Annotated in this window: 22 protein-coding genes; 20 read left to right on the top strand and 2 right to left on the bottom strand. The window is 63.4% G+C overall.

Annotated elements, in window-relative coordinates:
- The 3 genes from Q1A87_RS17095 to Q1A87_RS17085 form a co-directional block, all read left to right on the top strand.
- Positions 1-1,017, top strand: a 1,017-nt coding sequence (locus Q1A87_RS17095) for a helix-turn-helix domain-containing protein (RefSeq protein ID WP_299653988.1), incomplete at its 5' end; no start/stop codon positions are given.
- Positions 1,018-1,139: 122 nt separating this feature from the next.
- A complete protein-coding gene (locus tag Q1A87_RS17090; protein ID WP_299653985.1) occupies positions 1,140-1,379 on the top strand; it encodes a plasmid stabilization protein in 240 nt (79 codons plus the stop codon).
- On the top strand, positions 1,376-1,816 hold the full coding sequence (locus tag Q1A87_RS17085) for a type II toxin-antitoxin system VapC family toxin (protein WP_299653982.1): 441 nt from the start codon (positions 1,376-1,378) through the stop codon (positions 1,814-1,816). Before Q1A87_RS17090 ends, Q1A87_RS17085 begins: the two co-directional genes overlap by 4 nt.
- A 278-nt stretch (positions 1,817-2,094) precedes the next feature.
- Here Q1A87_RS17085 and Q1A87_RS17080 read toward each other — a convergent pair whose 3' ends face one another.
- Positions 2,095-2,985, bottom strand: a complete 891-nt coding sequence (locus tag Q1A87_RS17080) for a LysR substrate-binding domain-containing protein (RefSeq protein WP_299653979.1) — start codon at positions 2,983-2,985, stop codon at positions 2,095-2,097.
- 109 nt (positions 2,986-3,094) lie between these two features.
- Between Q1A87_RS17080 and Q1A87_RS17075 the strand changes: the two genes are divergently transcribed.
- The 4 genes from Q1A87_RS17075 (at position 3,095) to Q1A87_RS17060 (ending at position 7,605) form a co-directional block, all read left to right on the top strand.
- A complete protein-coding gene (locus tag Q1A87_RS17075) occupies positions 3,095-4,069 on the top strand; it encodes a tripartite tricarboxylate transporter substrate binding protein (RefSeq protein ID WP_299653976.1) in 975 nt (324 codons plus the stop codon).
- Positions 4,070-4,133: 64 nt separating this feature from the next.
- Complete coding sequence (locus Q1A87_RS17070) at positions 4,134-5,612, top strand: sulfatase-like hydrolase/transferase (protein WP_299653974.1); 1,479 nt, start codon at positions 4,134-4,136, stop codon at positions 5,610-5,612.
- On the top strand, positions 5,612-6,100 hold the full coding sequence (locus Q1A87_RS17065) for a tripartite tricarboxylate transporter TctB family protein (protein WP_299653971.1): 489 nt from the start codon (positions 5,612-5,614) through the stop codon (positions 6,098-6,100). The genes Q1A87_RS17070 and Q1A87_RS17065 overlap by 1 nt, the downstream gene beginning before the upstream one ends.
- On the top strand, positions 6,097-7,605 hold the full coding sequence (locus tag Q1A87_RS17060) for a tripartite tricarboxylate transporter permease (RefSeq protein WP_299653968.1): 1,509 nt from the start codon (positions 6,097-6,099) through the stop codon (positions 7,603-7,605). The genes Q1A87_RS17065 and Q1A87_RS17060 overlap by 4 nt, the downstream gene beginning before the upstream one ends.
- An 11-nt stretch (positions 7,606-7,616) precedes the next feature.
- Here Q1A87_RS17060 and Q1A87_RS17055 read toward each other — a convergent pair whose 3' ends face one another.
- Positions 7,617-8,537, bottom strand: coding sequence for a LysR family transcriptional regulator (locus tag Q1A87_RS17055; protein ID WP_299653965.1), 921 nt, complete (start codon positions 8,535-8,537; stop codon positions 7,617-7,619).
- A gap of 86 nt (positions 8,538-8,623) precedes the next feature.
- On the opposite strand from Q1A87_RS17055, the gene Q1A87_RS17050 reads away from it, so the two are divergent.
- The 13 genes from Q1A87_RS17050 to Q1A87_RS16990 all read left to right on the top strand — a co-directional run bounded on the left by Q1A87_RS17050 (position 8,624) and on the right by Q1A87_RS16990 (position 25,317).
- On the top strand, positions 8,624-10,183 hold the full coding sequence (locus Q1A87_RS17050) for a sulfatase (RefSeq protein ID WP_299653962.1): 1,560 nt from the start codon (positions 8,624-8,626) through the stop codon (positions 10,181-10,183).
- Positions 10,167-11,156, top strand: coding sequence for a tripartite tricarboxylate transporter substrate-binding protein (locus Q1A87_RS17045; RefSeq protein WP_299653959.1), 990 nt, complete (start codon positions 10,167-10,169; stop codon positions 11,154-11,156). The genes Q1A87_RS17050 and Q1A87_RS17045 overlap by 17 nt, the downstream gene beginning before the upstream one ends.
- Positions 11,157-11,220: 64 nt before the next feature.
- Complete coding sequence (locus tag Q1A87_RS17040) at positions 11,221-11,709, top strand: tripartite tricarboxylate transporter TctB family protein (protein ID WP_299653956.1); 489 nt, start codon at positions 11,221-11,223, stop codon at positions 11,707-11,709.
- Between the two features lie 7 nt (positions 11,710-11,716).
- Complete coding sequence (locus Q1A87_RS17035; RefSeq protein WP_299653953.1) at positions 11,717-13,210, top strand: tripartite tricarboxylate transporter permease; 1,494 nt, start codon at positions 11,717-11,719, stop codon at positions 13,208-13,210.
- 85 nt (positions 13,211-13,295) lie between these two features.
- Entirely contained in the window at positions 13,296-14,249 is a 954-nt protein-coding gene (locus tag Q1A87_RS17030; RefSeq protein WP_299653950.1) for a formylglycine-generating enzyme family protein, read from the top strand.
- Positions 14,250-14,345: 96 nt separating this feature from the next.
- Positions 14,346-15,107, top strand: a complete 762-nt coding sequence (locus Q1A87_RS17025) for a TIGR02391 family protein (RefSeq protein WP_299653947.1) — start codon at positions 14,346-14,348, stop codon at positions 15,105-15,107.
- Entirely contained in the window at positions 15,097-15,483 is a 387-nt protein-coding gene (locus Q1A87_RS17020; RefSeq protein WP_299653944.1) for a DUF2513 domain-containing protein, read from the top strand. Before Q1A87_RS17025 ends, Q1A87_RS17020 begins: the two co-directional genes overlap by 11 nt.
- Positions 15,483-16,376 (top strand): abortive infection family protein, encoded by an 894-nt coding sequence (locus Q1A87_RS17015; protein WP_299653941.1) that lies wholly within the window; start codon positions 15,483-15,485, stop codon positions 16,374-16,376. Before Q1A87_RS17020 ends, Q1A87_RS17015 begins: the two co-directional genes overlap by 1 nt.
- A 369-nt stretch (positions 16,377-16,745) precedes the next feature.
- Positions 16,746-19,790 (top strand): BPTD_3080 family restriction endonuclease, encoded by a 3,045-nt coding sequence (locus Q1A87_RS17010; RefSeq protein ID WP_299653897.1) that lies wholly within the window; start codon positions 16,746-16,748, stop codon positions 19,788-19,790.
- Entirely contained in the window at positions 19,790-21,895 is a 2,106-nt protein-coding gene (locus Q1A87_RS17005; RefSeq protein WP_299653894.1) for a site-specific DNA-methyltransferase, read from the top strand. The genes Q1A87_RS17010 and Q1A87_RS17005 overlap by 1 nt, the downstream gene beginning before the upstream one ends.
- 128 nt (positions 21,896-22,023) lie before the next feature.
- Positions 22,024-22,965: a hypothetical protein gene (locus tag Q1A87_RS17000; RefSeq protein ID WP_299653891.1), complete on the top strand. Its 942-nt coding sequence runs from the start codon at positions 22,024-22,026 to the stop codon at positions 22,963-22,965.
- On the top strand, positions 22,958-23,278 hold the full coding sequence (locus Q1A87_RS16995) for a DUF4357 domain-containing protein (protein WP_299653888.1): 321 nt from the start codon (positions 22,958-22,960) through the stop codon (positions 23,276-23,278). Before Q1A87_RS17000 ends, Q1A87_RS16995 begins: the two co-directional genes overlap by 8 nt.
- Positions 23,275-25,317, top strand: a complete 2,043-nt coding sequence (locus Q1A87_RS16990) for a 3'-5' exonuclease (protein ID WP_299653885.1) — start codon at positions 23,275-23,277, stop codon at positions 25,315-25,317. The genes Q1A87_RS16995 and Q1A87_RS16990 overlap by 4 nt, the downstream gene beginning before the upstream one ends.
- Positions 25,318-25,560 lie beyond the last annotated feature (243 nt).

Raw genomic sequence — 25,560 nt, 5'->3', positions numbered from 1 at the left:
AAGACGCGGGCGCCGGATTACGCGGACCCGACGCGCAGCCCGATCTGCTTCGAGCGCCAGATCGACATGGCCGCGAGTATCGGCCTGAGCACCGAGCAATGGAGACGGGTGGAGCGGAAGCTGGAGCGTCTGCGCCTGATCGTCCGAGAGACCGCCGCGAACGGTCACCGAGGCCGCGTCTCCGGGTCGATCGGCCTGGAGAGCTGCGCGGGCCTGTCCCTGGAGCCGCTCGTCGCCCGGCTCGACGAGCTCGTCGACATCGAAGCGTGGCAACTCGAGGCGACCGAGCGGCTGGCCCTGTGTCGTCTCGAGATCAGCAAGGCGCGTCGCGAAGTCAGACGGCTCGAGAGCGATCTCGGGGATCATTCTGTCGTGGCCGAGATCGCGGACGCTCGCGCAGTCTGGTTGTCCCCGCGCGGCTACACCACGATCGAACGGGCCGAAGCACATCTCTGCGAACTCGATTCCCTTGTGAAGCGGCTTGGGGAAATTGTTCAATTGTCGTCGAATATGACCGGCGCGGCGGTCGCGAATGACCGGTGCCATAAACAGAGCACAACTGAGACCTTATCTGAATCCTGTAGGACGCCTCACGGCGCCAAGAGTGGTGAAGAGAAGCGTGAAGCGTCCGATGCCGGCGTCAACGACGAATTCATGCCGCATCTCACGATCGCCAGCCTGCGCGACCTCGCCTCAGCCGACCTGCGCCTCTACATCGACCACGCGCCGGGCGAAGGCGGTCCTCCGACACTCTCCGACATCGACTGGGCCGTGCTGCAACGATTGCGGGACCTCGGGATCAACCCGTCCGCCTTCGAGGCGGCGGTCGAGACCATGGGCTGGCTCCGGGCCATGCTGTCGGTCATCGTCATCGATCGCAACCAGGACCATCCGACCCGGCCGATCGGGAACCCCGGCGGCGCGCTGCGGGCCTTCACGAAACGCTACCTGCGCGGAGAGCTCGATCTGCGCGCCAGCATCTTCGGCATCTGGGGCCGGGAGGGCAGGGTGCATTGAAAAAGGAATTTCGTGTTCAGGCGTAGCGTCCAGTGTTTCCGTAACGCCTTCAAAGGAGTTGTCACCTCTTTCGGCTCTTGTGATATATGTGACGTCACTTTCGACATACGCTGGAGGCGATGATGCCCGGTTCCCTGCAAGTCCGTAACCTCGACGACGACACCATACAGCGCTTGAAGGCCCGAGCCGCGCGGCACGGTCGATCGGCCGAGGCGGAGCACCGGGAGATCCTCCGCCATGCCTTGTCGGCCGAGATTGACCCGTCCTTCGCCGATCTCGCAGCCCGCCTCCGAGCCATGTCAGGAGAGCGGGCGCACACGCCGGCCGAGGAGCTTCAGCGCGAGGGCAGGGGGGAACGGTGACGGGTATCGTCATCGATGCCAGCGTCGCGATCAAATGGGTGGTGGGCGAGGAGGGTTCCGAGGACGCGGTGCGTCTCATCGGCGGCCCCAGGCTCAGTGCGCCCGACCTTCTCATGTCGGAATGCGCCAACATCCTCTGGAAGAAGGTCCGACGCGGCGAGCTCACCCGGAACGAAGCCCTGCTGGCCATCGATCTGCTCGTCCGGGCTGATATCGAGCTCGCCCCTACACGGGCCCTCGCTTCGGCCGCCATGGCGTTGTCCCTCGACCTCGATCACCCGGCCTATGATTGCATGTACCTCGCTCTTGCAGTCGCGCGGGGCGACGTGTTTGTCACGGCCGATAGACGGTTCGTTCACCTCGTCGCAGAACGTGGCGGGTCCCATCTGCAGGACAGGGTCCGAGAGCTGAGAAATCACAACGGAACTCTGGAATGACGCAGGTCATCCGCTGGACGGATAAATAGACCTGATCAGCGAAATCTGACTTCAGCTGTATTGTATCCGATAAGGATGGATCCTCGGTCTAAGAGGACAGTACAGATCCTGACGGCTCAACAGCTTTTGTCGGCTTGAGCCGCTGCAGCAGAATCGATCCCTGCGCTGCTAGGACCGCTTCGGGACCATGTACTAGGGGGTCGAATTAAGGCCGAGGCTGCGTAACTGTGTCTTGCCAACCGGTCAGCAACGTAACAGCATATTTTCAATATTGTTTCTTACGAAATATCGTTTCTACCCGTGGGAATGCAGCGGAGAAAGTCGTTGATCTTTGAATTGTCCGACTTCCGAGACCAAGCGGCAACGAGCTCGGCCGAGGGAGCTTTCGCGGCAAGCGGACGATAGGCGATTCCCTCCGTGCGCAGTTCGGAGACCGATCGCGGAATGATCGCGTAGCCGATGCCGCTACTGACGAGACCGAGGATCGCAGGTAACTGGTTCACTTCCTGACCGACAAGGATTTCATATCCGGCTTTAGCGAAGATCGGGGAGAACTGAGTCCGCAGATATGTTGCTTTCGCTCCGCCTGCGATGATCATCGGAAGTCGTGCCAACTCCGCGATCTGCACCTCCGAGTTCCTGGCAAGATCGCTCTGCTCAGGAAGGGCAACCAGATACGGTTCGCGAAGTATGAGTTGGGTTTCGATGTCCGTGTCGTTGTAAAGCGGGCGCATCAGCGCGAGATCGAGGCGTCCTGTACGCACTCTCTCGAACAGTTCCGCAGAGATCAATTCGCTCAGCCGCAGATGGATGTCTGGAAACAACTTCCTGAACGCCGAGACGGCGGCAGGTAAGACGTTCAGACTGGCATTCTCGACAAAGCCGACGTGAAGACTTCCGCTTTTTCCGGCGGCGACCCGACGCGCCGTTTCGACCGCGCTATCGAGCTCCTTCAACGCTGCCCGCGCCTGCGGGAGGAATGCCTGACCGGCTTCGGTGATCGTCACCCGCTTGTGACTTCGAAAGAAGAGGCTGACCCCGAGATCGGCTTCCAGCCTTTGCAATCGCTGTGACAGTCCCGGCTGACTGATCCCAAGTCGCTTGGCCGCACGACCGAAATGCAGTTCCTCGCTCAGGGCGATTGCGGCTTCGATCTGAGCTATATCCATCGCGGTCTCATCGATAAGAGATGCTTATTTGCTTATAAGAATAGAAAGCAGGAAGATATGCAATTCGTGGACGAAAGTCCGACGGGAGAGAATTCAGGGGAGGAATGAAATGAAACGTGCCGTTCAAGTATCGACCTGCGCCGCACTTGCACTGACCACCGCTGTCGCCGGAAGCGTGTCCGCGCAGGAAGACTGGCCGACGCAGCCCATCCGTATCATCGTGCCCTATGCCGCCGGAGGCAACAATGACCGGATCGCGCGTACATTGAGCGAGCCGATGTCACAGACGCTCGGGGTCCCCGTCGTCGTGGAGAACCGTGGCGGTGCCGGCGGGACCGTTGCGACCGGCGAGGTCGCGAACGCCGACGCGGACGGCTACACTGTAGTGATGTGCGAGATCGGCACCATGGCGATCAATCCGCATGTCTATTCGAACCTGACCTACGATCCGGTCGCGGATTTCGAGCCGGTCGTGCAGATCACCTCTGTGCCGTTGGTCCTCGGCGTCGGTCCGCAGCTTGGGGTGACGACGATCGAGGATTTCCTGTCGATGGTCCGGACTGCGGACCCGGAAATCGCCTATGCGTCATCCGGCGTCGGGTCCGCGCAACACTTGGCCTTTGAACAATTGCGAAGCCAAGCCGGGTTCGAGGCGCTCCAGATCCCCTACAACGGGGCGGCCCCGGCACGGACCGCGCTCATCTCCGGCGAGGTCGGAGCCTTCTTGGACGGAACATTGATTCCTTCGATCCAGAATGGCGAGGTGACCGCCCTTGCGGTGACCGGCGACGAACGGCTCGAGACCCTGCCGGACGTTCCTACTTTCGCCGAAGCCGGGGTGGAGGGCGTCGATTTCACATCTTGGCACGGCTTCTGCGTTCCGGACGGAACGGATGACGGCGTGGTGTCCGCGCTGAACGAGGCGGTGAATGCAGCCATCTCCCAGGACAACGTGCAAGACAGTTTCGATGCGCTGAATATCGGCCTCGTCGGTGGCTCACCCGACGAGTTCAGGAGCTTCATCGAGAGCCAGTACGATACGCTCGGCACGCTTGTCGAGGAAACCGGCGCCGCGCAGCAGTGACGCCGATGCCCGGGCGTCTTTCGACAAGCGTCCGGGCTTCTCTCATTGCAAGGAAATCGATACCGTGAATCCCCACGTCCTGTTCGTGACCGTCGATCAATGGCCGTCGTACCTGCTTGGATGCGCGGGCCACCACACGATCGAGACACCCACGCTCGATCGTCTCGCCGAGGTCGGTACCCGCTTTACCAATACCTACGCGCAGACCCCGATCTGCATTCCATCGCGTCGTTCTCTGATGACGGGGCTCACGTCCCGTGGACACGGAGACCGCGACTTCCAGCCGAGCCTTCCGATGCCGCCGCAAACCCCGACCCTGGCTGGCTGCTTCCGTGACGCGGGCTACCAGACCACCGCGATTGGCAAGCTGCACGTCTATCCGCCGCGGGATCGGATCGGCTTCGACGACGCGATCCTCGCCGAGGAAGGGCGCGGCCATCTTGGTGGGCCCGACGATTACGAGATGTATCTCGCCGATAGCGGTCATGCCGGCGCCCAGTTCCTCCACGGGATGAGCAACAACGAGTATTCCTGGCGGACCTGGCACCTGCCGGAGGAGACGCATGTCACGAACTGGACGACGCGGACCGCCGCCCGCAGCATTCGTCGCCGCGACCCGACGCGTCCGGGATTCTGGCATGTTTCCTACACCCATCCGCATCCTCCGATCGTACCGCTCGCCAGCTACCTCGAGCGCTACGCACGTCGCGAGATGCCGGAGCCGGTTTCGGCCGACTGGTCGGAGGACGACGCCGACATGCCGTTCGTCTTGCGTGCCGTGCGTGCCTATTATGCGGCGCTTCCCCCGGCGCAACTCGCTGACATGCGAAGGGCCTATTATGCCCTCTGCACGCATGTCGATCACCAGATCCGGCTGCTGATCGGAACGCTCCGCGAGGCCGGTCTGCTCGACGACACGATCATCGTCTTCACTTCCGACCACGGGGACATGCTTGGGGACCATGGGCTCTACGGAAAGCGGCTGATGTACGATCCCTCTGCCCGGGTCCCGCTCTTGATCGCCGACCGGGTCGGCGAGCATCGGCTCGGCGGGCCGGGTATTCTCGACGACAGGCTCGTCGCCCTGCACGATCTGATGCCGACGATGCTGGACATGGCGGGTGTGCCGGTGCCGGAGACCTGCGAGGGTCTCAGCCTTCTATCCGATCGACGCCGGGCGCATCTTTACGGCGAATCCCATAGCGGGGCGCGTGCATCCCGCATGGTCCGCGACGAGCGATACAAGCTGATCTGGTACCCGGCTGGCAATCGCATGCAGCTTTTCGACCTGCAGGACGATCCCGGCGAATGCCGTAACCTCGCAGACGACGAACAGCATGCCGAACGACGTTCGAGGCTGGAGACCGTCCTTGTCTCGGAACTCTACGGTGAGGATCGCGAATGGGTCGAGGATGGCCGTCTGACGGGGATCGACGCGCCGGACCTTGCAGTCGCCGACAATCGCGGGCTGTCCGGTCAGCGCGGTATTCATTACCCCGAAGTGCCGCCGTCGGATGCCAGCCAGAAGGTCGGGGCGTTCTGATGGATTGCGAAGCCGACGCAGCGACGCCGACGCTGGATCGCAGCACGCTCTTCGCCGGTGCCGTCGTGACGCTGCTGGGGGCCTACGTGTTGTGGCAATCGCTCGGAATGCAACTCGGCACGCCGAGCCGGATGGGCCCTGGCTACTACCCGATGCTTCTCGGTGGAACACTGATCCTTCTCGGCGCGCTGATCTGCGTTCTCGAAGCACGGCGTGCGCCGGAAGCGGACGATACCCTCACCGAGCGCGGCGTGCCCGTCTGGCGTTCCCGGGTTTTCGTTCCACTCGCGATGGTGGTCTTCGCGCTGCTGCTCCGCCCCGCGGGCCTGGTCCCGGCTTGTGTCGGGCTCGTCGGGATAGCGAGTCTCGCCGCGCCGAGTTTATCCCTGCGGCGTACGATGACGCTGATCGTCGTCACGCCCGCCCTCATCTGGGGGATCTTCGTGTTCGGCCTCGGCCTGCCGCTCCAGGCCGTGGAGGGATTATGAGCGACCTCGTCGCGAACTTCGCGCTTGGGGCGGAGGTCGCATTCACGTCCTCTGCGCTGCTCTACTGCTTTCTCGGCGTGTGCCTGGGAATGGTCGTCGGCGTTCTTCCCGGCATCGGCCCTCTGCCCGCCATCGCGATGCTGCTCCCGATCACGTTCTACATCGACCCGACCGATGCAATCATCATGCTCGCCGGGGTCTATTATGGAGGACAGTACGGCGGTTCGATCGCGTCGATCCTCCTCAACCTTCCCGGCACGCCGCCCGCCGCGGTCGCATGCCTCGACGGCTATCCGATGGCCCGGCAGGGACGCGCCGGCGTGGCGCTGTTCATCACCGCCATCGCGTCCCTTGTGGGGTCGCTCTTCGGGATCCTACTCGTGGCGATCTTCGCGCCGATCCTGGCCCGGTTTGCGCTCGAGTTCGGCGCCGCGGAATACTTCTCGCTTATCCTCTTCGCCCTGATCGGCACGGCCGCCATCGGCGGCGACAGCTTCCTGCGTTCGGTCGCGATGGTGGCCTTCGGGCTTCTCCTCGGGATCGTCGGACAGGACATTACGTCCGGCCAGTTCCGCTTCACTTTCGGCATTCCCGGGATCGCTGATGGTCTGTCCCTCGTGGCCGTGGCCATGGGCATCTTCGGCGTCTCCGAGGTCATGGCCAGCGCACATCGGCCCCGCCAAGGCAATTCGCAAGCCCTTCGGATCCGCGACATGATTCCGACCCGCGACGAGATCCGGTGGGCAGGGCCCGCAATGGGCCGAGGTTCGCTGTTCGGCGCGGTTTGCGGCATCCTGCCTGGCGCGGGTGCGTCCATGGCGGTGTTCATCGCCTACGCTTTCGAAAAACGTATCTCCAGCACGCCGGAGAACTTCGGGCGCGGTGCGATCGAGGGCGTCACCGCGCCGGAGGCGGCCAACAATGCGACCGCACAGACGGCGTTCATCCCGACGCTGACCCTGGGCGTACCGGGCGACGCGGTGATGGCCGTCATGCTCGGCGCGTTGATGATCCACGGCATCAATCCGGGGCCGGGCTTCATCTCGGAACAGCCTCAGATGTTCTGGGGCCTCATCGTCAGCTTTCTGATCGGGAATTTCATGCTGGTGATCCTGAACATCCCGCTGGTGGGGATCTGGGTCCGGCTTCTCCAGATCCCCTATTCCATTCTCTACCCCGTCATTCTCGCGCTCATCTGCATCGGCGTCTATTCGATCAACTACGCCGTCTTCGACATCTTCCTCGTGATCGCCTTCGGTGTCGTCGGCTACGGCATGAAGATGCTGGGCTTTCCGCCTGCGCCACTGCTGCTCGGGTTCATCCTGAGCCCGATGCTCGAGGAGAACTTTCGCCGGGCGCTTTTGCTGTCTCGCGGGGATTGGTCGACTTTCCTCACACAGCCGATCAGCGCCGTCTTCGTGATCGCGTCGGCTCTGTTGTTGCTGCTACCTGTCTATACGGCAATGCGACAGCGGCGGAGCCAGGATGGGCCGGTTGATATCTAGAAGGGCGGACGTCATGTGCCGCAACGAAACTCGTCTTGAACGGCATCGACGAACGCCGCGGCGATCGGAGACGTCGCAGCAACCTCCCGAAGGTAGAGGCTGACGGGAATTTCCCACAGCGGAACCGCCAGTGGAAGTTGGACAAGCCCGGCCTTCGTGGCGTGGTCGAGCAGACGGGACACGAGGATCAGGACGAGGTCCGTGCCGCCAACGAAGGCCGTCAGTGCCGCGACCGAGTTCGATCGGATGGCGGTGCGGGGCGGGGGTAGGCCGTGGAGTCCCATGTAATGCGCAGCCGCATGGATCGAACTCTCGTCCTCGTAGAACCCCGCCCAGCCGACTGTCAGCAGGTCTGCTGGTGTGACCTGCGTTCGGCGCGCCAGCACCGAGCCCGCGTCGCAGAACGCATACATCGGCAGATTAGTCAGGTACTGCCGCCGGATACCGGGTGCGTCGAGGCCGGGCAGGGCGGTGCTGGCAAGCAGGACGTCGATCTCCCCCTCAAGGAAGCGCGGCGCGAGTTGGTCGCCGACACCCGACAGGAGATCGACCGTAAGGCCAGGATAGCGGTCGCGCAGGCGCCGCAGGATCGGCGGCAGGACGGTGGTGGTGAAAGCCACGCCGGCCCCGAGCCGGAGGGTCCCAAGCTCGCCGCTGTCTCGTGCCCGGACCTCCTCGATCGCCGTGCGTCCGGTCTGCCGCGCGGCTGTGGCGTAATGATAGAAGGCCTGCCCGATCGCCGTCGGCTCCATTCCCTTGCTCGTCCGCTCGAAGAGCGGCGCGCCAAGCTTTTCCTCGAGGTTGCGGATGCCGACGCTGAGCGCAGGCTGGGAGATCCTCAGTGTGTCGGCCGCCTTGTGCAGGCTCTGCATCTCGAACACGGTCAGGAACTGGATCGTCTGCCGATTGAGAAAGAGGTGATCGTCACTCACTGATAAACTCGGTCTATCGAGACATCTTCTCTTTCTATTAGGTTTTATCGCTCCTGTCGATGTATCCGGGGGTGGGAGGAACGGACTTGCGAACAATATTTCTGCTCTTCGACTCGCTCAATCGAAGCGCGCTCGGTGCCTATGGCGGCACGGCAATCCCGACGCCGAACTTTGATCGACTTGCCGCCCGTTCGATGACTTTCGACCGCCATTACGTCGGCTCGCTCCCCTGCATGCCCGCCCGGCGTGACATGCATTCGGGTCGTCTGAACTTCATGCATCGCAGCTGGGGACCGCTCGAGCCGTTCGACAACTCCTTCGCGGAAATCCTGAAGTGGCGTGGCACCTACACGCACATGATCACCGACCACTTGCATTATTTCGAGGACGGCGGCGCGGGCTTTCACACGAGGTTCAACAGCTGGGAATATGTCCGCGGGCAGGAATACGATCCCTGGATCGCCCGCGTCGATCCGAAGGTTGAGGGCGTCCGCGAGACCTTCGCAGAGAGTCACTACCCGCCCACGCGTGACAGCAAACGCTTCCAGCACATGGTGAATTGCGAGGTGATGCGGGAAGAGGGCGATTTCCCCGGTCCGCAATGCTTCGGAAAAGCATTCGAGTTCCTCGACCGCAACCGGGCGGCCGACGACTGGCTTCTCATGCTTGAATGCTTCGACCCACATGAGCCGTTCCACGCACCGGACCGCTTCCGCGAGGCGTTCCGGACGAATTATGAGGGTGGCGTTCTCGACTGGCCGTATTACGAGCGCGTGGCGGAGACTCCCGATGAGATCGCAGAGATCCGGGCGAACTACGCGGCGCTCCTGACGATGTGCGACGAATATCTGGGACGCCTGCTCGACTATCTCGATGCGCACGACATGTGGGACGACACCGCGCTGATCGTGACCACTGATCACGGCTTCCTGCTGGGCGAGCACGATTGGTGGGGCAAGTGTCGGATGCCCTATTACGAGGAAGTCAGTCACATACCCCTGATGATCCACGATCCGCGCCAGCCCGGCGCGGCCGGACGGCGGACCGGGGCGTTGACACAGACGACGGATCTGATGCCGACCCTTCTCGGCCTCCACGACGCGGAGGTGCCGGTCGAGGTGTGTGCGCAAGATTTGGACGTGTTCCTCGCCGACCCCGGGGCCGAGGGGCGTGAGGTCGCCGTCTTCGGCGTCTTCGGCGGCCCGATCGGGATCACCGACGGCGCATCGGTGCTCTATCATTACCCGCCGGACTGGACGGCGCCGGGCCTGCGCGAATACACGCTCGCGCCGCATCACATGTCGGCACCCTTCACCGAAAAGGAGCTGGCCACCGCGGAACTCGTTCCGGGCTTCGACTTCACACGCGGCGTGCCGCTCTTGTCCTACGCGGCACTGCCGGACGCCAAGCGTGTGCCGATGAACGACGGACTGGGCTTCGAGGACACCGGCACGCGGCTTTACGACCTGCACCGCGACCCGCGCCAGGAGACGCCGATCGAGGATGCCCGGCGCGCAGCCGATCTACGCCAAGCCGCCGTGGCCGTGCTTACGGCGCACGACACCCCGAACGAGGTCTACGACTGGTATGGCCTCGCGACTGAATACCGACACGAGAGGGAGGACCATCATGAAACCGTCACTTAGAATGCTGGCGCTGGCCGTCGGCGCGGCCATTGCAACAGGACCGGCGCTCGCCGAGTTCCCGGAGCGCAACATCGAGGCCATCTATCCCTGGGCGCCCGGCGCGACGATGGCGGCAAGCCAGGTCATCGCCGACGCAATGGGTGAGGAGCTCGGCGTCAACGTCTCCATTGTCTCGACACCTGGTGCGGGGGGCGTGAAGGCGTTCCAGACCGCAATGGCCAATGAGGCCGATGGATACACGCTCATCGATGGTTATGTCGCGCCGCTCGTCCTGCAGCCGATGCAGGGCAACGCGGACTGGTCCTACGAGGATTTCACGCCGCTTTGGTCGGCCACGTCCAACGCGTTCGCGATCGCCGTCCGCAAGGGGGACGAAAGGTTTCCGGACCTCGATGCGCTGATGGGTTACGCCCAGGAAAACCCGGGCGACCTGCGCTATTCCCCCGGCACATCGGGCTCTCTGCCGCACATGGTGGCGGCGAAGGTCATGCAGACCGAGGACGCGCTCGCGCAGCTTGTTCCCTATCCGGAGATCGACAATGCGGTTCGCGATCTTCGCAGCGGCATCCTCGATTTCATCGTCATCAATCCGGGCGTGTACCGGGTCAACAAGGATGACGTCGACATCCTGGCCGTGCTTTCCACGCTCGATCGCTCGTCGGAGACCTATGACGGCGCGCCCCTGATCGGCTCGCTCGGGATCGACATGGGCATGACCGACCTGTCGCCGATGGGCTGGGACTGGTGGTTGGTGAGCAACGACACGCCCGACGACGTGGTGACGACGCTGCAGGACGCGATGGGCGCTGCGCTCGCACGCGAGGACGTTCAGCAGAAGCTCCTCGACATGGGTTACGTTCCAACACTCTACGGCCCCGAGCGCTACGACGAGATCGTCGGACCGGTCGAGGAACAGCTGAGCGGTGCCGTCGATGCGATTGCCTGGGAAGTAGAGCGGATGCAGGGTCTCTGATCGGCCGCGATCATCCATCGCCGCGCAGCCGTTTCGCCGGTCGCGACTTTCGGAGGAGGGCGGGATGCCGCTACGCAGCTATGCCTACGACTGGATCGCCTGGGTCGTGCTCCTCGCGATCCCGTTGATCGTTCTGTGGCAGAACACCACCTCGCTCGAGGAGCAGGGTGTCGCCGGGGGCGGGCCGATGACCGACGCCGCGATGTATCCCGGTCTGATCGCCTGGATCCTTGTCGTCCTGTCGGGGGTCAACGGCGTCCGTATCCTCGCCGGCCGGGTCGCCGGGCCCTCGCCGATCCGAACCGGGCCGACGACGATGCTGGCGATCGGGACCGTTCTACTCTTCGTTGTCTATCTCCTTGCGCTGCGCCCGCTCGGCTACCACCTGACCACACCTGTCCTGCTCGCCGTGCTGCTACGGGCTTTCGGCCTGTCGTTCTGGACGGCGCTTCTCGGTGGCGTCGCGGTGTCGCTTACGGTGGCGGCGGTGTTCGAGGGGCTTCTGAACGTGGTTTTGCCGGTTGGCATGTTCAGCCTCACGGTCTTCGGCTGAGCGCAAGATGTTCGATCTGATCCTGCAGGGCGCGCCGCTCCTCTTCACCATGCAGACGATGCTGTTGATCGCCGCTGGCATCGTTGGCGGACTCGTCATCGGCGTGCTGCCCGGGCTCGGGCCGCTGATGGGGATCGTGCTTCTCCTGCCGGTGGCGTTCCACCTGCCGCCGATTCCGGCGATGGGTATGCTGATCGCCGTCTATATCGGCGGGTCCGCCGGCGGCTCGATCTCGGCGATCCTGCTGCGCATTCCCGGAACGCCGCTCGCCGCAGCGACGCTCTTCGACGGCTACCCGATGGCACAGAAGGGTCGCAGCCAGGATGCAATCGGCCTCTCCATCACCGCGTCTGCTCTGGGCGGGCTGATCGGCGGTGTGATGCTCGTGTTCTTCTCGCCGATGCTCGCAGCCTTCGCGCTGCGCTTCGGACCGCCGGAATACGCAGCGATGGCGCTGCTCGGACTGACGACGATCATTGTCGTGTCGGAGGGCTCCGCCATCAAGGGCTTGCTGACCGGTGGGCTAGGCCTTCTCATCGCAACGATAGGTACGGACGAATTCACGAATGCGTACCGCTACACATTCGGCAACTTCAACCTGACCAGCGGGCCCAACATCGTCGCGGTCGTGGTCGGCCTGTTCGCAATCTCGGAGTTCCTGTTCCAGATCGGCGGCGGCGGTTTCCTCGACACGCCCCGCCTCCAGAAGCTCGTGATCTCGTTCCGCGCCCTGCGCCTGATCGCCTCTCACAAGGTCAACCTCGTTCGCTCTGCCCTGATCGGCACAGGACTGGGCGCCATTCCGGGAGCGGGTGGGGATGTCAGCGCGTTCGTCTCCTACGCGGTGGCGCGCAAGTTCTCGAAGCCCGAGGACGGCTATGGCGAGGGCGCTGAGGGCGGTGTCGTCGCGACCGAAGCGGCGAACAACGGCTGCTGCGGCGGCGCACTGATCCCGTCGCTGTCGCTCGGCATCCCGGGCGACGCCTCGACGGCTGTCCTTCTTGCGGCGCTGTTCCTCCTCGGCTTCTTTCCGGGCCCGGAGCTGTTCCGGTCGAACGCGGATGTCGCGGGCGGCATCTTCCTTGCCTATCTGACGGGCAACGTGATCCTTCTCATACTCGGTATCGTCCTTGTCCCTTTCTTCGGCACAGTCCTGAAGCTGAAGAAAGCATGGCTACTGCCGATCGTCCTTCTGCTGTCGACGATGGGCACCTACGCATTGCAGAACTCGGTCTTCGATCTCTACGTGATGCTGGTCTTTGGAGGACTCGGCTTCCTTCTGCGCCGGGCAGGATACCCGCTTGCACCAATCATCATCGGCATCATTCTCGGTCCGGTGCTGGAGAACAACTTCCGGCGTTCGCTGCTGCTGTCACGAGACGGGCCGATGATCTTCGTCGAGCGTCCGATCAGCGCGACGATCCTCACCGTGGTCGCGATCATGCTTTGCTACATCGTCTATACGCTTGTCCGGTCTGGACGGCAGGATACGGCAAGCTGATGAGACGCGGTCTCGCCGAAGGTTGTCTTCGGGCGGCCCGACATCGCAGGTTGCGCGGGCTGCCAAACGGACAGGGAGACAGCGGATGCAGGGTGGCTGCTGCGGCACCGGATCGACCCTACGCGGCGACGCAGACTGGCTTGCCGAAGCCCGTGCGGTGCCCGCGGCACCGGCGGAGGTGCGCGCGGAACTGGCCGAATGCCTCTTGCCGATCAGGGGCGGCTTTTTCGAGATGGGCGCGCGTAAAACGCGCTTCAGGGAGGATTACGATGCGCCCCGCCGTCGGGTGAAGCTCTCGGACTTCCGCATTGCCGCCACCGCCTGCACCAATGCTGATTACGCGCGCTTCGTGGAGGCCACGGGCTACCAGACTATCGCCGAGGCCGAGGGCTGGTCCTACGTCTTCCACCTGCTGCTCGACGATCCCGCCCGCTGGCCGGTCTCGCCGCCCGGCGTGCCGTGGTGGCGCCGTGTGGACGGCGCCTGCTGGCATGCGCCCGAGGGGCCGGGCAGCGATGTCGCGGGACGCGCGGATCATCCAGTCGTCCATGTCGCCTGGTTCGACGCGCTGGCCTATTGCCACTGGGCGGGGCTGCGGATGCCCAGCGAGGCGCAATGGGAATACGCCGCCCGGGGCGGGCTCGAACGCAAGAAGTTCCCCTGGGGCAACGAGATGATGCCGGACGGACGTCATGCGATGAACACGTGGCAGGGCCGGTTCCCGCACGAGAACGACGCTGCGGACGGCCATGTGGGCACCGCGCCCGTCGATGCCTATGCGCCGAACGGGTACGGGCTCTACAACACCTGCGGCAACGTGTGGGAATGGACGGGGGATTTCTACACGCCCGGCCCGCCGGAGGGACCGTTTCCGCTGCGCGACCCTACGGGTCCGGCTGAGGGCACCGCCCGCATCCAGCGTGGTGGCTCCTACCTCTGCCATGTCAGCTACTGCGACCGCTACCACGTCCATTCCCGAACGCGGAACGACCCCGACAGCTCCGCCGGAAATGCCGGGTTCCGGATAGCGGGAATTTGAGAACTCGATAAAATTGAACGTAAAGGCGCATTATCGGTCTGGCCCCCTCATCCCCGCTACTATCCGATAGGACGAGTCGTCGGATAGTAATAGGGAATGAATGAACTCGCTTCGATCATCCCCGATCCTAATGCGCTCCTTGCTCTCGAACCCGAAGAACTCGGTGCAAAAATGCTCTTCCTGCTTCGGGCACGGGACCAACCCTTCAGTCCGCACAACTGCGTCATGGAGGTGAGGAACAGCGTCGGCCCCTCTCAAGGCCTTCCCGGATACCCACGGGAGCGCAGGAGCGAGATCATTCTCGCGATTTCGGAGGCTTTTGCCTGGCTCGGCGCGCAGGGACTGATCGTCCCGGATCCCGGAAGCACTGGCGGCTGGATGGCTCTCAGTCGCCGGGCACGTCGATTTGAGACGGAAAAAGACTTTCGGCAGTTCGAATTGGCCCGGAGCCTGAATCGCGACCTTCTGCACCCGGCGATCGCCGAAGAGGTCTGGCTCTCCTTTGTCCGCGGACGCTTCGCTGCCGCAGTCTTCGAGGCCATGCGCGCTGTGGAGATCGCCGTACGCGAGGCGGCCGGGTTCCCCAAAGGCGATCACGGCATTCCTATGATCCGCCGGGCCTTTCACAAAGACAACGGGCCATTGCGGGACCCTGAACAGGAGGAGGCCGAGCGCGAGGCCCTCATGCATTTCTTCGCCGGCGCCGTCGGTTCCTACAAGAACCCGCACTCGCACCGGAACGTTACCATGGAGGATGCCAGCGAGGCGATCGAGATCGTCATGCTCGCCAGCCATCTGCTGCGCATCGTCGACGCCCGGCGGCCTGCACAGAATGAAGGACAGGCGGATGAAGCGTAATCCAGATCTCGAACGGAAGATCCTGCTGGCCGTCGAGGCCTACGACGGGGTTTCCGAACCGTATCACGCGGAGGTTCGGCATCTAGCTTCGTCTCATCACGTAGCCGATTACCATGTGCTTCTACTTGCGGAAGCCGGATTGATCGCTGCGGAGGACGTGCGGACGCCCGACGATCCCTATGAGATGTGGCCAACCCGGCTGACCATGGCCGGGCACGAATACCTCGACACGATCCGCGATGAGGAGGTCTGGCGCCGCACCAAGGAGGGTGCCCGGGCTGTTGGTAGTTTCAGCCTCGACGCGCTCGGAGCACTGGCCCGGGGCCTGGTGCGCGAGAAGATCCGCAAGCACACTGGCGTCGAGGTCGATCTCTGATGGCGTCGTTCTCGACCTTCACCATCGAAGCGCTCGTCCAGACGATTTCCGGGGGTCCCGGCCTCGGCAGCACAGAGCCGCCCATCGGCGTCTATCGCAGTGCCTCCGGGATCGAGGGCTTCCTCATGGCCTGTGGCATCGACCCGGCGCATGGTGAAGGCTCCAGGCTGCCGGCGCTGAGAGGTTGCCTGAACTGGGCGGCTCGGCAGGAGAACGGCGATGAGCTGATCGGCCGGGCGATCGAGAAGGTCGCCGACCCCAGAAACCATTCGCGGGAGCCGGAGAAGACGCAGGCCGTGCTCGACCACCTGAACCTGCATCTTGCCCCTGATGGCTTCGAGGTGGCGCTGCTCGGGGGCAGGGCAGTCCTGCGCAAGCGGGGCTCGGGGGCCGCGGTTGTCGGCGCCATCGCGGAAAAGACCGCGACACTGGATTTCGGAACGGTGAGTCGGGATCTCGACCGTGCCACCCGGAACGCGGAGGACGACCCCGAGGATGCCGTGACAGCCGCCTGCGCGACGCTGGAGGCGGTCTGTCGGTCGATCCTTGTCGAGCTCAGGCTGGACCTACCGGCGAAGAAGGACGTCTCGGCGCTGGTGCGTGCCGTGCAGGAGCCGCTCGGCCTCTCTCCCGGGCGCATGGACCTGCCGGACCTGATCGTCAACGACATTCGGAAGGTCCTGAGCGGTCTGACCACGGCTACGGAAGGGATCGGGGCGCTGCGCACCCATGGTGGCGATGCCCATGGCCGGGAGCGGGGTCACCGCCGGATCGACCCACGGATCGCGCGCTTGGCCATCCACGCCGCGAGCACCGTCGCGCTCTTCCTGATCGAGACCTGGGAACGGAAAATGCGGCGCGGCCTGCCCGCGGCCGCGGAACCGACGGAATGAGCCTCGTTTACCTGTTTGTTGTGCCAACGCAAATGGCACCAAACGATAAAGCGGCCGAGGAGTACTATAAGCCTTACATCGCTTTGCGCTTAACGGACTGGGCTGTTCTGTTAACTGGCCCCAACCAACCGATCATCTTGGTTGTGAGCTCTTGTCTCCGAAGTACCAGTTTTTGCAACTGGACGATCGCAGTGGCGTAGTGAAACCCGGCACAGTTCAAGTTACCAGATAAAGTAAAGGTTTACGTCGCCACTCCATTATGAAGATGATTGGAGCAGCTCCGTCGTATGCTAGTGCGCTGAAGCGCAGGAGTATCTTGGGCCAGTCGGTCTGCATCGGTCGCGAACATTAATGAGGAAACCTTTCCAGTTGTCTTTCTTCGAACGCCCCATTTTGAATTCGCCCTACCAGATCCCCACGAAACATCACGCCCTTGATGCTGACGGCCAACCGATGGACGTTCCGCCTCGATCCGGGCGGCGCCCCTCCGATCTACGCACGCCTATTCCGCGCAGCCGTACGCGTCGCCAGCCCAGGGAGCAGACGAACCTCGAATTCGAAACCAGTACATATCCGGACGACGGGCAGGATTATTCGCCGACGTCGATGGTCAATGAAATCCGCCAAGAGGTGGCAACTTGGCGTAGTCTTCCACCACATCAATGGCAGGTGACGCCGGTGACGCAGAACCTCCTGCTGCACTGGCGTGAACATGACTTCCTCGGATCAGGCAACGGTATCCGGCCCTTCTTCTGCCAGGTCGAGGCGGTCGAGACCGTGATCTGGCTAACCGAGGTGGCGCGCAATCATCCGCGCCACAAGCGGTTCTGGAAGCAGCTGACAGCTGCCAACAAAGACGCCAACCCAGCCCTCATGCGGATTGCCCTCAAGCTGGCGACCGGCGCCGGGAAGACGACTGTGATGGCGATGCTGATCGCGTGGCATACTCTAAACCACAAGCGCAGTCCGGGATCGAAGACCTTCACTAATGGCTTCCTCATCGTCGCGCCAGGAATAACCATCCGGGATCGCCTGCAAGTGCTCCAACCAAGTGACCCCAACAGTTATTATCGCTCCCGCGAGATCGTCCCCCGGGACATGCTCGACGACTTGGGTCACGCGCGGATCGTCATAACGAACTACCATTCATTTCAACGTCGCGATCTCGAGGAGACCAACAAGGTCGGCAAAGCGGTTCTCGACGGACGGGGGCAGCCACGCGATACGCGCGAGACCGAAGGCCAGATGGTGGCCCGGGTCGCCAAGCCGCTGATGGGGCTGCGCAACATCATCGCGATCAACGACGAGGCACATCACTGCTATCGCGAGAAGCCGGACGGCAAGGACGAGAAGCTGAAGGGCGATGCCCTCAAGGAGGCCAGGGCCAACAACGAATACGCGCGGCTCTGGATCAACGGATTGGGGGCAGTGAAGCGCAAGCTCGGCCTGCAGGCGGTCTTCGACCTATCGGCCACGCCGTTCTTCCTCTCGGGCTCGGGCTACGACGAGGGAACACTGTTCCCCTGGACGGTGTCGGACTTCTCGCTGATGGACGCCATCGAATGCGGAATCGTCAAGCTGCCGCGCATCCCCGTCGCCGACGACGTCAACCAAGAGACGGGCCCCATCTATCGCGAACTGTGGTCCCATATCGGCTCGGACATGGAGAAGAAGGGAGCGACTAAGGGCGGGGGGCAGGGTGATCCGAACGATCTGCCGACGCTACTTAAGAGCGCACTAACCTCGCTCTACGCGCATTACCGCGAGGTGGACGAGCAATGGCGCCGAGCTGGGATTGGCGTCCCGCCCGTCTTTATTGTCGTGTGTCAAAACACTGCCCATTCCAAGCTGGTGGCCGACTGGATCGCCGGCTGGGCAGTCCCGAACGAAGACGGTGACGACGTCCTGCGGGCCGACGCGAACCTGCCACTGTTCACCAACTTCGACGAATACGGCAACCGTCTGGCCAAGCCGAACACGCTCCTCGTTGACTCGGTCGCCATCGAGGAAGGCAGGGCGATCGACGAGGCCTTCCTCAAGGCGATGAAGCCCCAGATCGAGCTGTTCGAGAGCGAGCGGCGCCAGCGCGACGGGGCGGGGACCAAGCCGCCTTCAGATTCCGAGCTGATGCGCGAGGTAATGAACACCATCGGCCGCCCGGGCAAGTTGGGCGAGCGGGTGCGCTGTGTCGTGTCGGTCTCGATGCTGACCGAAGGATGGGACACCAACACGGTCACACACATCCTGGGCGTGCGGGCCTTTGGAACGCAGCTTCTGTGCGAGCAGGTCGTGGGCCGGGCGCTGCGGCGCTACTCCTACGACCTCAATGACGAAGGTCTGTTCGACGTGGAGCACGCGGACATCCTCGGCATCCCCTTCAATTTCACCCAAGGTGCCAAGACCGCGCCCGCCAAGGCCCCCCGCGAGACGACGCGCGTTCAGGCGGTCCCCGGACGTGAGCAGTTCGAAATCGTCTTCCCACGCGTAAGGGGCTATCGGGTCGACCTGCCGCCCGAACGCGTGCCCAAGCCCGTCTTCACCGAGGATTCACGACTCGTGGTCAGCCAAGCCGACGTTGGCCCCCGCAGCACCCTGCTGGAGGGCATCGTGGGTGAGGGGGTGACGATCGAACTGGCTGATCCGAAGGACCGGCGTCCGGCCACGATCACGATGGACCTTGCCCGCCAACTCATGGCCAAGCACTGGCGCGACGAGGACGGGGAACCCAAGCTGCATCTCTTCGGCCAGCTACGCGCCGCCTGCCGCCAGTGGATCGAGGGTGGATATTTCGACGACAGCGCGGGCGGCGCAGAGCGGTGGCTGCTCTGTTATCAGGATATCGCCGACCAGGCGGTCGAGCGCATCCAGAACGCCATCGTCCGGGGCCATACGGCCGAGACCGGTGAGAGCCGCGTCCTCGCCGTACTTGATCCGTTCAATCCGAAGGGTTCGACCCGGTATGTGGGCTTCAACACGACAAAGGACGTCTACGACATCCGCACCAAGTCCCACCTTAACGCGGCCGTCCTGGATTCGGGCTGGGAGGGGGAGTTCGCGCGGGTCTGCGAGGCCCATCCCCGGGTGCTGGCCTTCGTGAAGAACCAGGGCCTCGACTTCCGCGTACCTTGGCGCGACGGGACGCGAACGCGTCACTACGAGCCGGACTTCATCGTGCAACTCCACGTCGGGAGTGACGAACCGCTCAACCTAATCGTCGAGATCAAGGGTATACGGGGCGAGGAGGTGCGGCTCAAATCCGACACGATGCGCGACCGCTGGGTGCCCGGGGTCAACAACCTCGGCATCTGGGGCCACTGGGCCTTCGCAGAATTTGGAGAGATCCGCACCGCCGCCCACGAGTTCCAGCGCCTGATCGATGCGGCCTTGGCCGAGCATACGAAGGAAGACGCCTGATGGCCCGCAAGCCCGCCGCCCCCAAGCAGGTCGAGGCGCTCGCCCATGACGAGGTCCGCCGCCGCTTGGTGCCCACGGCCGAGCAGCAGTCGCTGGTGCAGCGCGCCGAGGCGGCTGAGCCGTTCCCGCCTCAAGCCTACTCGCGTACCACGGCCCTACCTCATGGCGCGTTCCACCCGCGCGACACCGACCTCGACCCGCAGATTACCTGGAACGGGGCGGAGATTGTGCTGACCGACGCGCAGATCGAGAGCCTCAAAGCTGGCGACAGGATCGTTCTGGGCGAAGCGCAGCTGACCTGGCGGGGCAAGGATCAGGCGGACTGGTCGGACCTCGTGGTCGAGACGCCGCCGATCTATGTGCAGGAGCATGTCGAACCCAAGCACCTGATCGACCAGCTGCGCTACGACACTGCCGTGCGGCGCGAGGAGGCGGCGGCGGAGCCCGACCTCTTCGGCGGTGCTGCGACCGACCTGGAGCCCGAGGCCCGGACCGAGTTCTACGCCCACGACGTGGACTGGAAGAACCGGATGATCCTGGGCGACAGCCTGCAGGCGATGGCGTCGCTGTCGGCGCGCGAGGGGATGGCGGGGCAGGTGCAGTGCATCTATTTCGACCCGCCCTACGGCATCAAGTTCCAGTCCAACTGGCAGGTCTCGACCCGCTCGCGCGACGTCAAGGACGGCAAGCACGAGGAGATCACGCGCGAGCCCGAGCAGGTTCGCGCCTTCCGCGACACGTGGAAGGACGGGATCCATTCCTACCTCACCTACCTGCGCGACCGCCTGACGGTGATGCGCGACATGCTGACCGAGAGCGGGTCGATCTTCGTGCAGATCGGGGACGAGAACGTGCACCGGGTGCGGGCGGTGATGGACGAGGTATTCGGGGAGGAGAACTTTGTTCGTCTAGTAACCTTTCGTAAGACGACAGGTCAGACTGACAGCTATCTTGCATCTGTGTCCGACTATCTCGTCTGGTATTCGAAAGATCGTCATAAGTTGAAGTTTCGCAAAGCTTTAAAGCTTAAGGAACTCGATGGGGAAGGTGGCACGGCCTATAACTCGGTCCGAAACGTATACGGCGAGACGCGCCGCTTGCTACGCTTAGAAAAATCAGGCGATCTGCCCATACCGGCCGACACCTCTGCCTATCGCATTGACAATCTTACAAGCCAAAGTCCCGGTACGAAATACGAAGTAACATGGCATGGGAAAAGATTTTTTCCCAAGGGTTACTGGAAAACGCAGGAATCTTCGATTGGGAGGCTATTGAAAGCTGATCGGGCAGAAGCCACGGAGAATGCACTTTATTACGTTCGATTGTTCAACGACTACCGAGTTTTTCCGTATACCGATAACTGGGACGACACGGTCGTGGCCGGCTTTAGCTCCGATAAACGGTATGTGGTCGAGACTTCCGAAAAAGTCGTCCAACGCTGTATCCTCATGACCACCGACCCCGGCGACCTGGTCCTCGACCCCACCTGCGGGTCCGGGACCACCGCCACCGTGGCCGAGCAATGGGGCCGCCGCTGGATCACCATGGATACCTCGCGTGTAGCCCTCGCCCTCGCCCGGGCCCGCCTGATGGGCGCGCGCTATCCCTACTACCTGCTGCGCGACACGCCTGAGGGGCAGGCCAAGGAGGCCTCCCTGACCGGTGCCGCCCCCCCGACGCCCATTCCCCCCCGACCCGCGGAGATCTGCGCGAGGGCTTCGTCTACGAGCGCGCGCCCCACGTCACCCTCAAGTCCATCGCCAACAACGCCGAGATCGACACGATCTGGGAGGACGCCCAGACCCGGCTGGAGCCGCTCCGCGACATGCTCAACGCAGCCTTGGGCCGCACAGGCGACCGTGCCTCTCCCGCCGACGCGGGCACCGATGGCCCTTGGGAGGAATGGAAGATCCTCCGCCACCCCGGCGACCCTTGGCCTAAGGACGCCGCCAAGGCCCATGCGATCCTTATCGACCCGGCCAAGGGCAAGCCCGCCCGCATCAAGGCGATGGCGACGCTGCGCAAGTCGCTCGCCGACTGGGATGCGGCCCGTGCCGACACCGATCTGCTCTCTGTCCGGAATGGCCCCCCCGCCCGCGATCTAGACGACCTACCCGAGCATCCACTCGACCCCTGGAACGATGCCGAGGCCGAACGCCTGCATTCCGAATGGTGGGAGGAGCGCATCGCTCGCCAGACTGCCATCGACGCCTCCATCGCGCAGAAGGCCGACGTGGAACTGCTCTACGACCGCCCCATCCCCGATGCGTCCCGCGTTCGCGTCGCAGGCCCCTTTACCGTCGAGAGCCTCTCGCCCCACCGCATGGTCCCTGCCGACGAGGACGACATGCTCGCCGATCCCACTGGCCCCGGCGCACCTGTGGAAGACTTCGCCGCCATGATCCTTGAGCAGCTGCGCGCCGCCGGCGTCCAGCAGTCCGCCAAAGAGGACCGCATCACCTTCGACGCACTCGACCCTTGGCCGGGCGAATGGCTGGGCGCACAAGGCACCTACACGGTGCCCCGCGCCGACGGCACGCCCGAAGCGCGCCGCGCGGGCATCCTCATCGGCCCCGAATTCGGCACGCTGACCCGCACCGATCTGACTGCAGCCGCGCGCGAAGCGGTGGATACGGGCTTTGATTTGCTGATCGCCTGCGGCTTTGCCTTCGACGCCCACAGCTCCGAGTTGACCAAGCTGGGCCCGCTGCCGATCCTCAAGGCCCGTATGAACCCGGACCTGCACATGAGTGCCGACCTCAAGGCGACCGGAGCTGGCAATCTCTTCGTCGTCTTCGGCGAGCCGGACGTGAGCTGGACTCGCGACGCTGAGGGCCGCATCGCGGTCACCGTTCACGGAGTCGATGTTTTCGACCCCAAGACTACCGAGGTGCGTGCCAGCGGCAAGGACGAGATCGCCGCCTGGTTCATCGACACGGATTACGACGAGGAGGCTTTCCACGTCCGCCACGCCTACTTCACCGGTGCCAACGACCCCTACAAGTCGCTCAAGACGACCCTGCGCGATGAGATCGACCGCGACGCCTGGGAGACGCTCAACCGCCTCACCTCCCGCCCCTTTGCGCCTCCCGAGACGGGACGCTTCGCAGTGAAGGTCATCAACCATCTGGGCGACGAAGTGATGAAGGTCTTCACGGTGAACAACGATGGATGAGTTCGTCTTCCGTCCCGAACGGGCACAAGCCTTCGGAACGCCTGACGGTAAGGGGTTCGTCGTGCGCGCCGGTTCCACCGCAATGCGCGGGGGCTCGCCTTCCGTGAAACGAGATCGCCCGCTGCGCGACAATCTCGTGGCTCAGGGCGTCCTCATTCCTGACGCCGATCCAGACCTCTACCGTTTCTCGAGAGATCACCGCTTTGAGAGCGCAAGTGCCGCGGCCGGGGTGGTGAAGGACGGGAACGCCAGCGGCCCAAATCTCTGGACGCATGTCGGCACGGGGGAGACGTTGACCGAATGGCGTCGATGAGGACCGTCATCGCCGACACGTTCCTCAAGTCCCTCGCTGGGCTGACAGGCGACGAACAGAAGCGCGGCAAGTTGACTGCTTTTGAGCTGCAGGCGAACCCGGATCATCCAGGGCTCCAGTTCCACCGAATCAGCAAGTCACGCGACCCGGACTTCTGGTCCGTCCGGGTAAGCCGTGACTTGCGCATCATCGTCCACAAAACGGGCGGAAGCCTGATGATCGCTTTCATCGGTCATCACGACGACGCCTATGACTGGGCCGAGCGCCGGCGAGTAGATGTCCATCCAAGGACCCGCGCAGCGCAGATCGTTGAGGTTCGCGAGCTGGTCGAAAATCGTCCGGTCGATCCGATCGGAGCAGGTAACCTGTTCGAGCTTCCGACGCCCCCGCCACCGGGCCCGGCCTGCCTAAAAGGACTAGAGCCTAATGACCTCGCCGGTATCGGTGTTCCGAGCGACTGGGTTGAGGACCTGCTCGCTGCCGATGAGGATAAACTCCTCGCGCTTGCTGATCACATTCCACAAGAAGCTGCGGAGGCGCTGCTCGCCTATGCAGTCGATGGAACGCCTCTCGCACCGTCAACGCCCCCGGTGCCAGACCTCGATCCGTTCCTGCAGCCCGATGCGCAGCGACGGTTCCGCGTCATCCCGTCGGGCTCCAAAGCCGACGCAGAAGAGTTCGCCCGCGCGCTCGATGCCCCGTGGGAGCGCTGGATCCTCTACCTTCACCCATCCCAGCGGCGCGTGGTCGAGCGTCGGTTCGACGGGCCTGCCCGCGTCGCAGGCTCCGCGGGCACGGGCAAAACGGTGGTGGCGCTCCACCGGGCCGCCGCTGCGCTGCGCGCTGATCCGTCCACGAAGGTCCTCCTGACGACCTTCTCGCGTCCCCTTGCCCAGATGCTCGAGACCAAGCTACGTTTGCTTCTGGACGACCCCGCCGCGATGGACCGCGCGACGGTCGCTTCGCTTCGCGATGCGGCTTCCGAACTTTACGCCCTAGAGACCGGACGCACACCCCGCATCGCATCCGAGAAGGATGTCGACGCGGCCGTTCGAGACGCGTGCGAGAGTAGCGAGTTTTCGTATCGCTTCGTTCGAGCGGAGTGGGCGAAGGTAGTGGATGCATGGCAACTGGACGCGCTTGAGGACTACACCCGGGTCCCGCGTTTAGGCCGACGCTCACGACTCGGCGCGAAGCAGCGCACACGTCTCTGGCCGATCTTCGTGGCAATCCGCAACCAGCTAGAAAGACTGGGCCTTACGACTTGGCCCAAAGTATTCGCGGACGTCACTGCCATCGATCGACGCCCCTATTCGCACATTGTGGTAGATGAAGCACAAGACCTCGGCGTCCCGGAGTTGAGATGGCTCGCAACCCTGACGAAGGACCACCCCGATGCGCTGTTCTTCGCGGGCGACCTCGGGCAGCGCATCTTCCAAGAACCCTTCTCTTGGGCAGGGCTGGGCGTTGATATCCGCGGTCGTTCGGTCACGCTCAACGTGAACTATCGGACATCTCACCAGATCCGTGGCGTAGCAGATCGGTTGCTGCCGCCATCCATACGCGATGTCGATGGCGAAGAAGAGACCCGCGCCGGAACCGTGTCGGTCTTCAACGGTCCGGTTCCGGACATCCGTGTCGTCGGAACGATACAAGAAGAGGAAATGCAAGTCGGCGCATGGATCGGCGCCCTAGTCTCGAAAGGCGTTCGACACGAAGAGATCGGCGTGTTTGTCAGGTCCGAGGCTCTGCTCGATCGGGCGAAAGCGCTTCTTCGGGATCACCCGAAGATACTTGCAAGCACAATGCATTCGGCCAAGGGCTTGGAATTTCGAGCGGTGGCAGTGATAGCCTGCGACGACGAATGGTTGCCGCTCGCGAGCCGCGTAGATGAGGTTCAGGACGAGACGGAACTCGAAGAGGTGTTCGAAACCGAACGACACTTGCTCTATGTAGCATGTACACGCGCTCGCGAGCATCTTCTGATTACCGGAACAGAGCCTCCCTCCGAATACCTCACCGATCTCGTGCCCCGCTAGTCCATATTTTTCTTTCGCAACTGGACGGTTTTGGACGGTGCTGGCGCAAAATCTTCAGTTTAGTTCGAAGACAATGCCAAGCGCCGCAGCCCCCTTCTGCTGAAAGCAGCTTAACACTATTACCAATAGCGTTCATGTTGGCGCACGCCTGCCGTAGTGCCGTCCCTATGAAACAATGAAGTAAGGGCCGTGGGAAAGCGCCGCTCGCACCCATTGCTGAACATTTTCCGGATATTCCGTTTA

Origin of the sequence: uncultured Jannaschia sp., assembly GCF_947494055.1 — a bacterium.
Taxonomy (GTDB): domain Bacteria; phylum Pseudomonadota; class Alphaproteobacteria; order Rhodobacterales; family Rhodobacteraceae; genus Jannaschia.
Note: the sequence above shows the minus strand (reverse complement) of the source record. Positions and strands in the feature narration are given on the sequence as shown.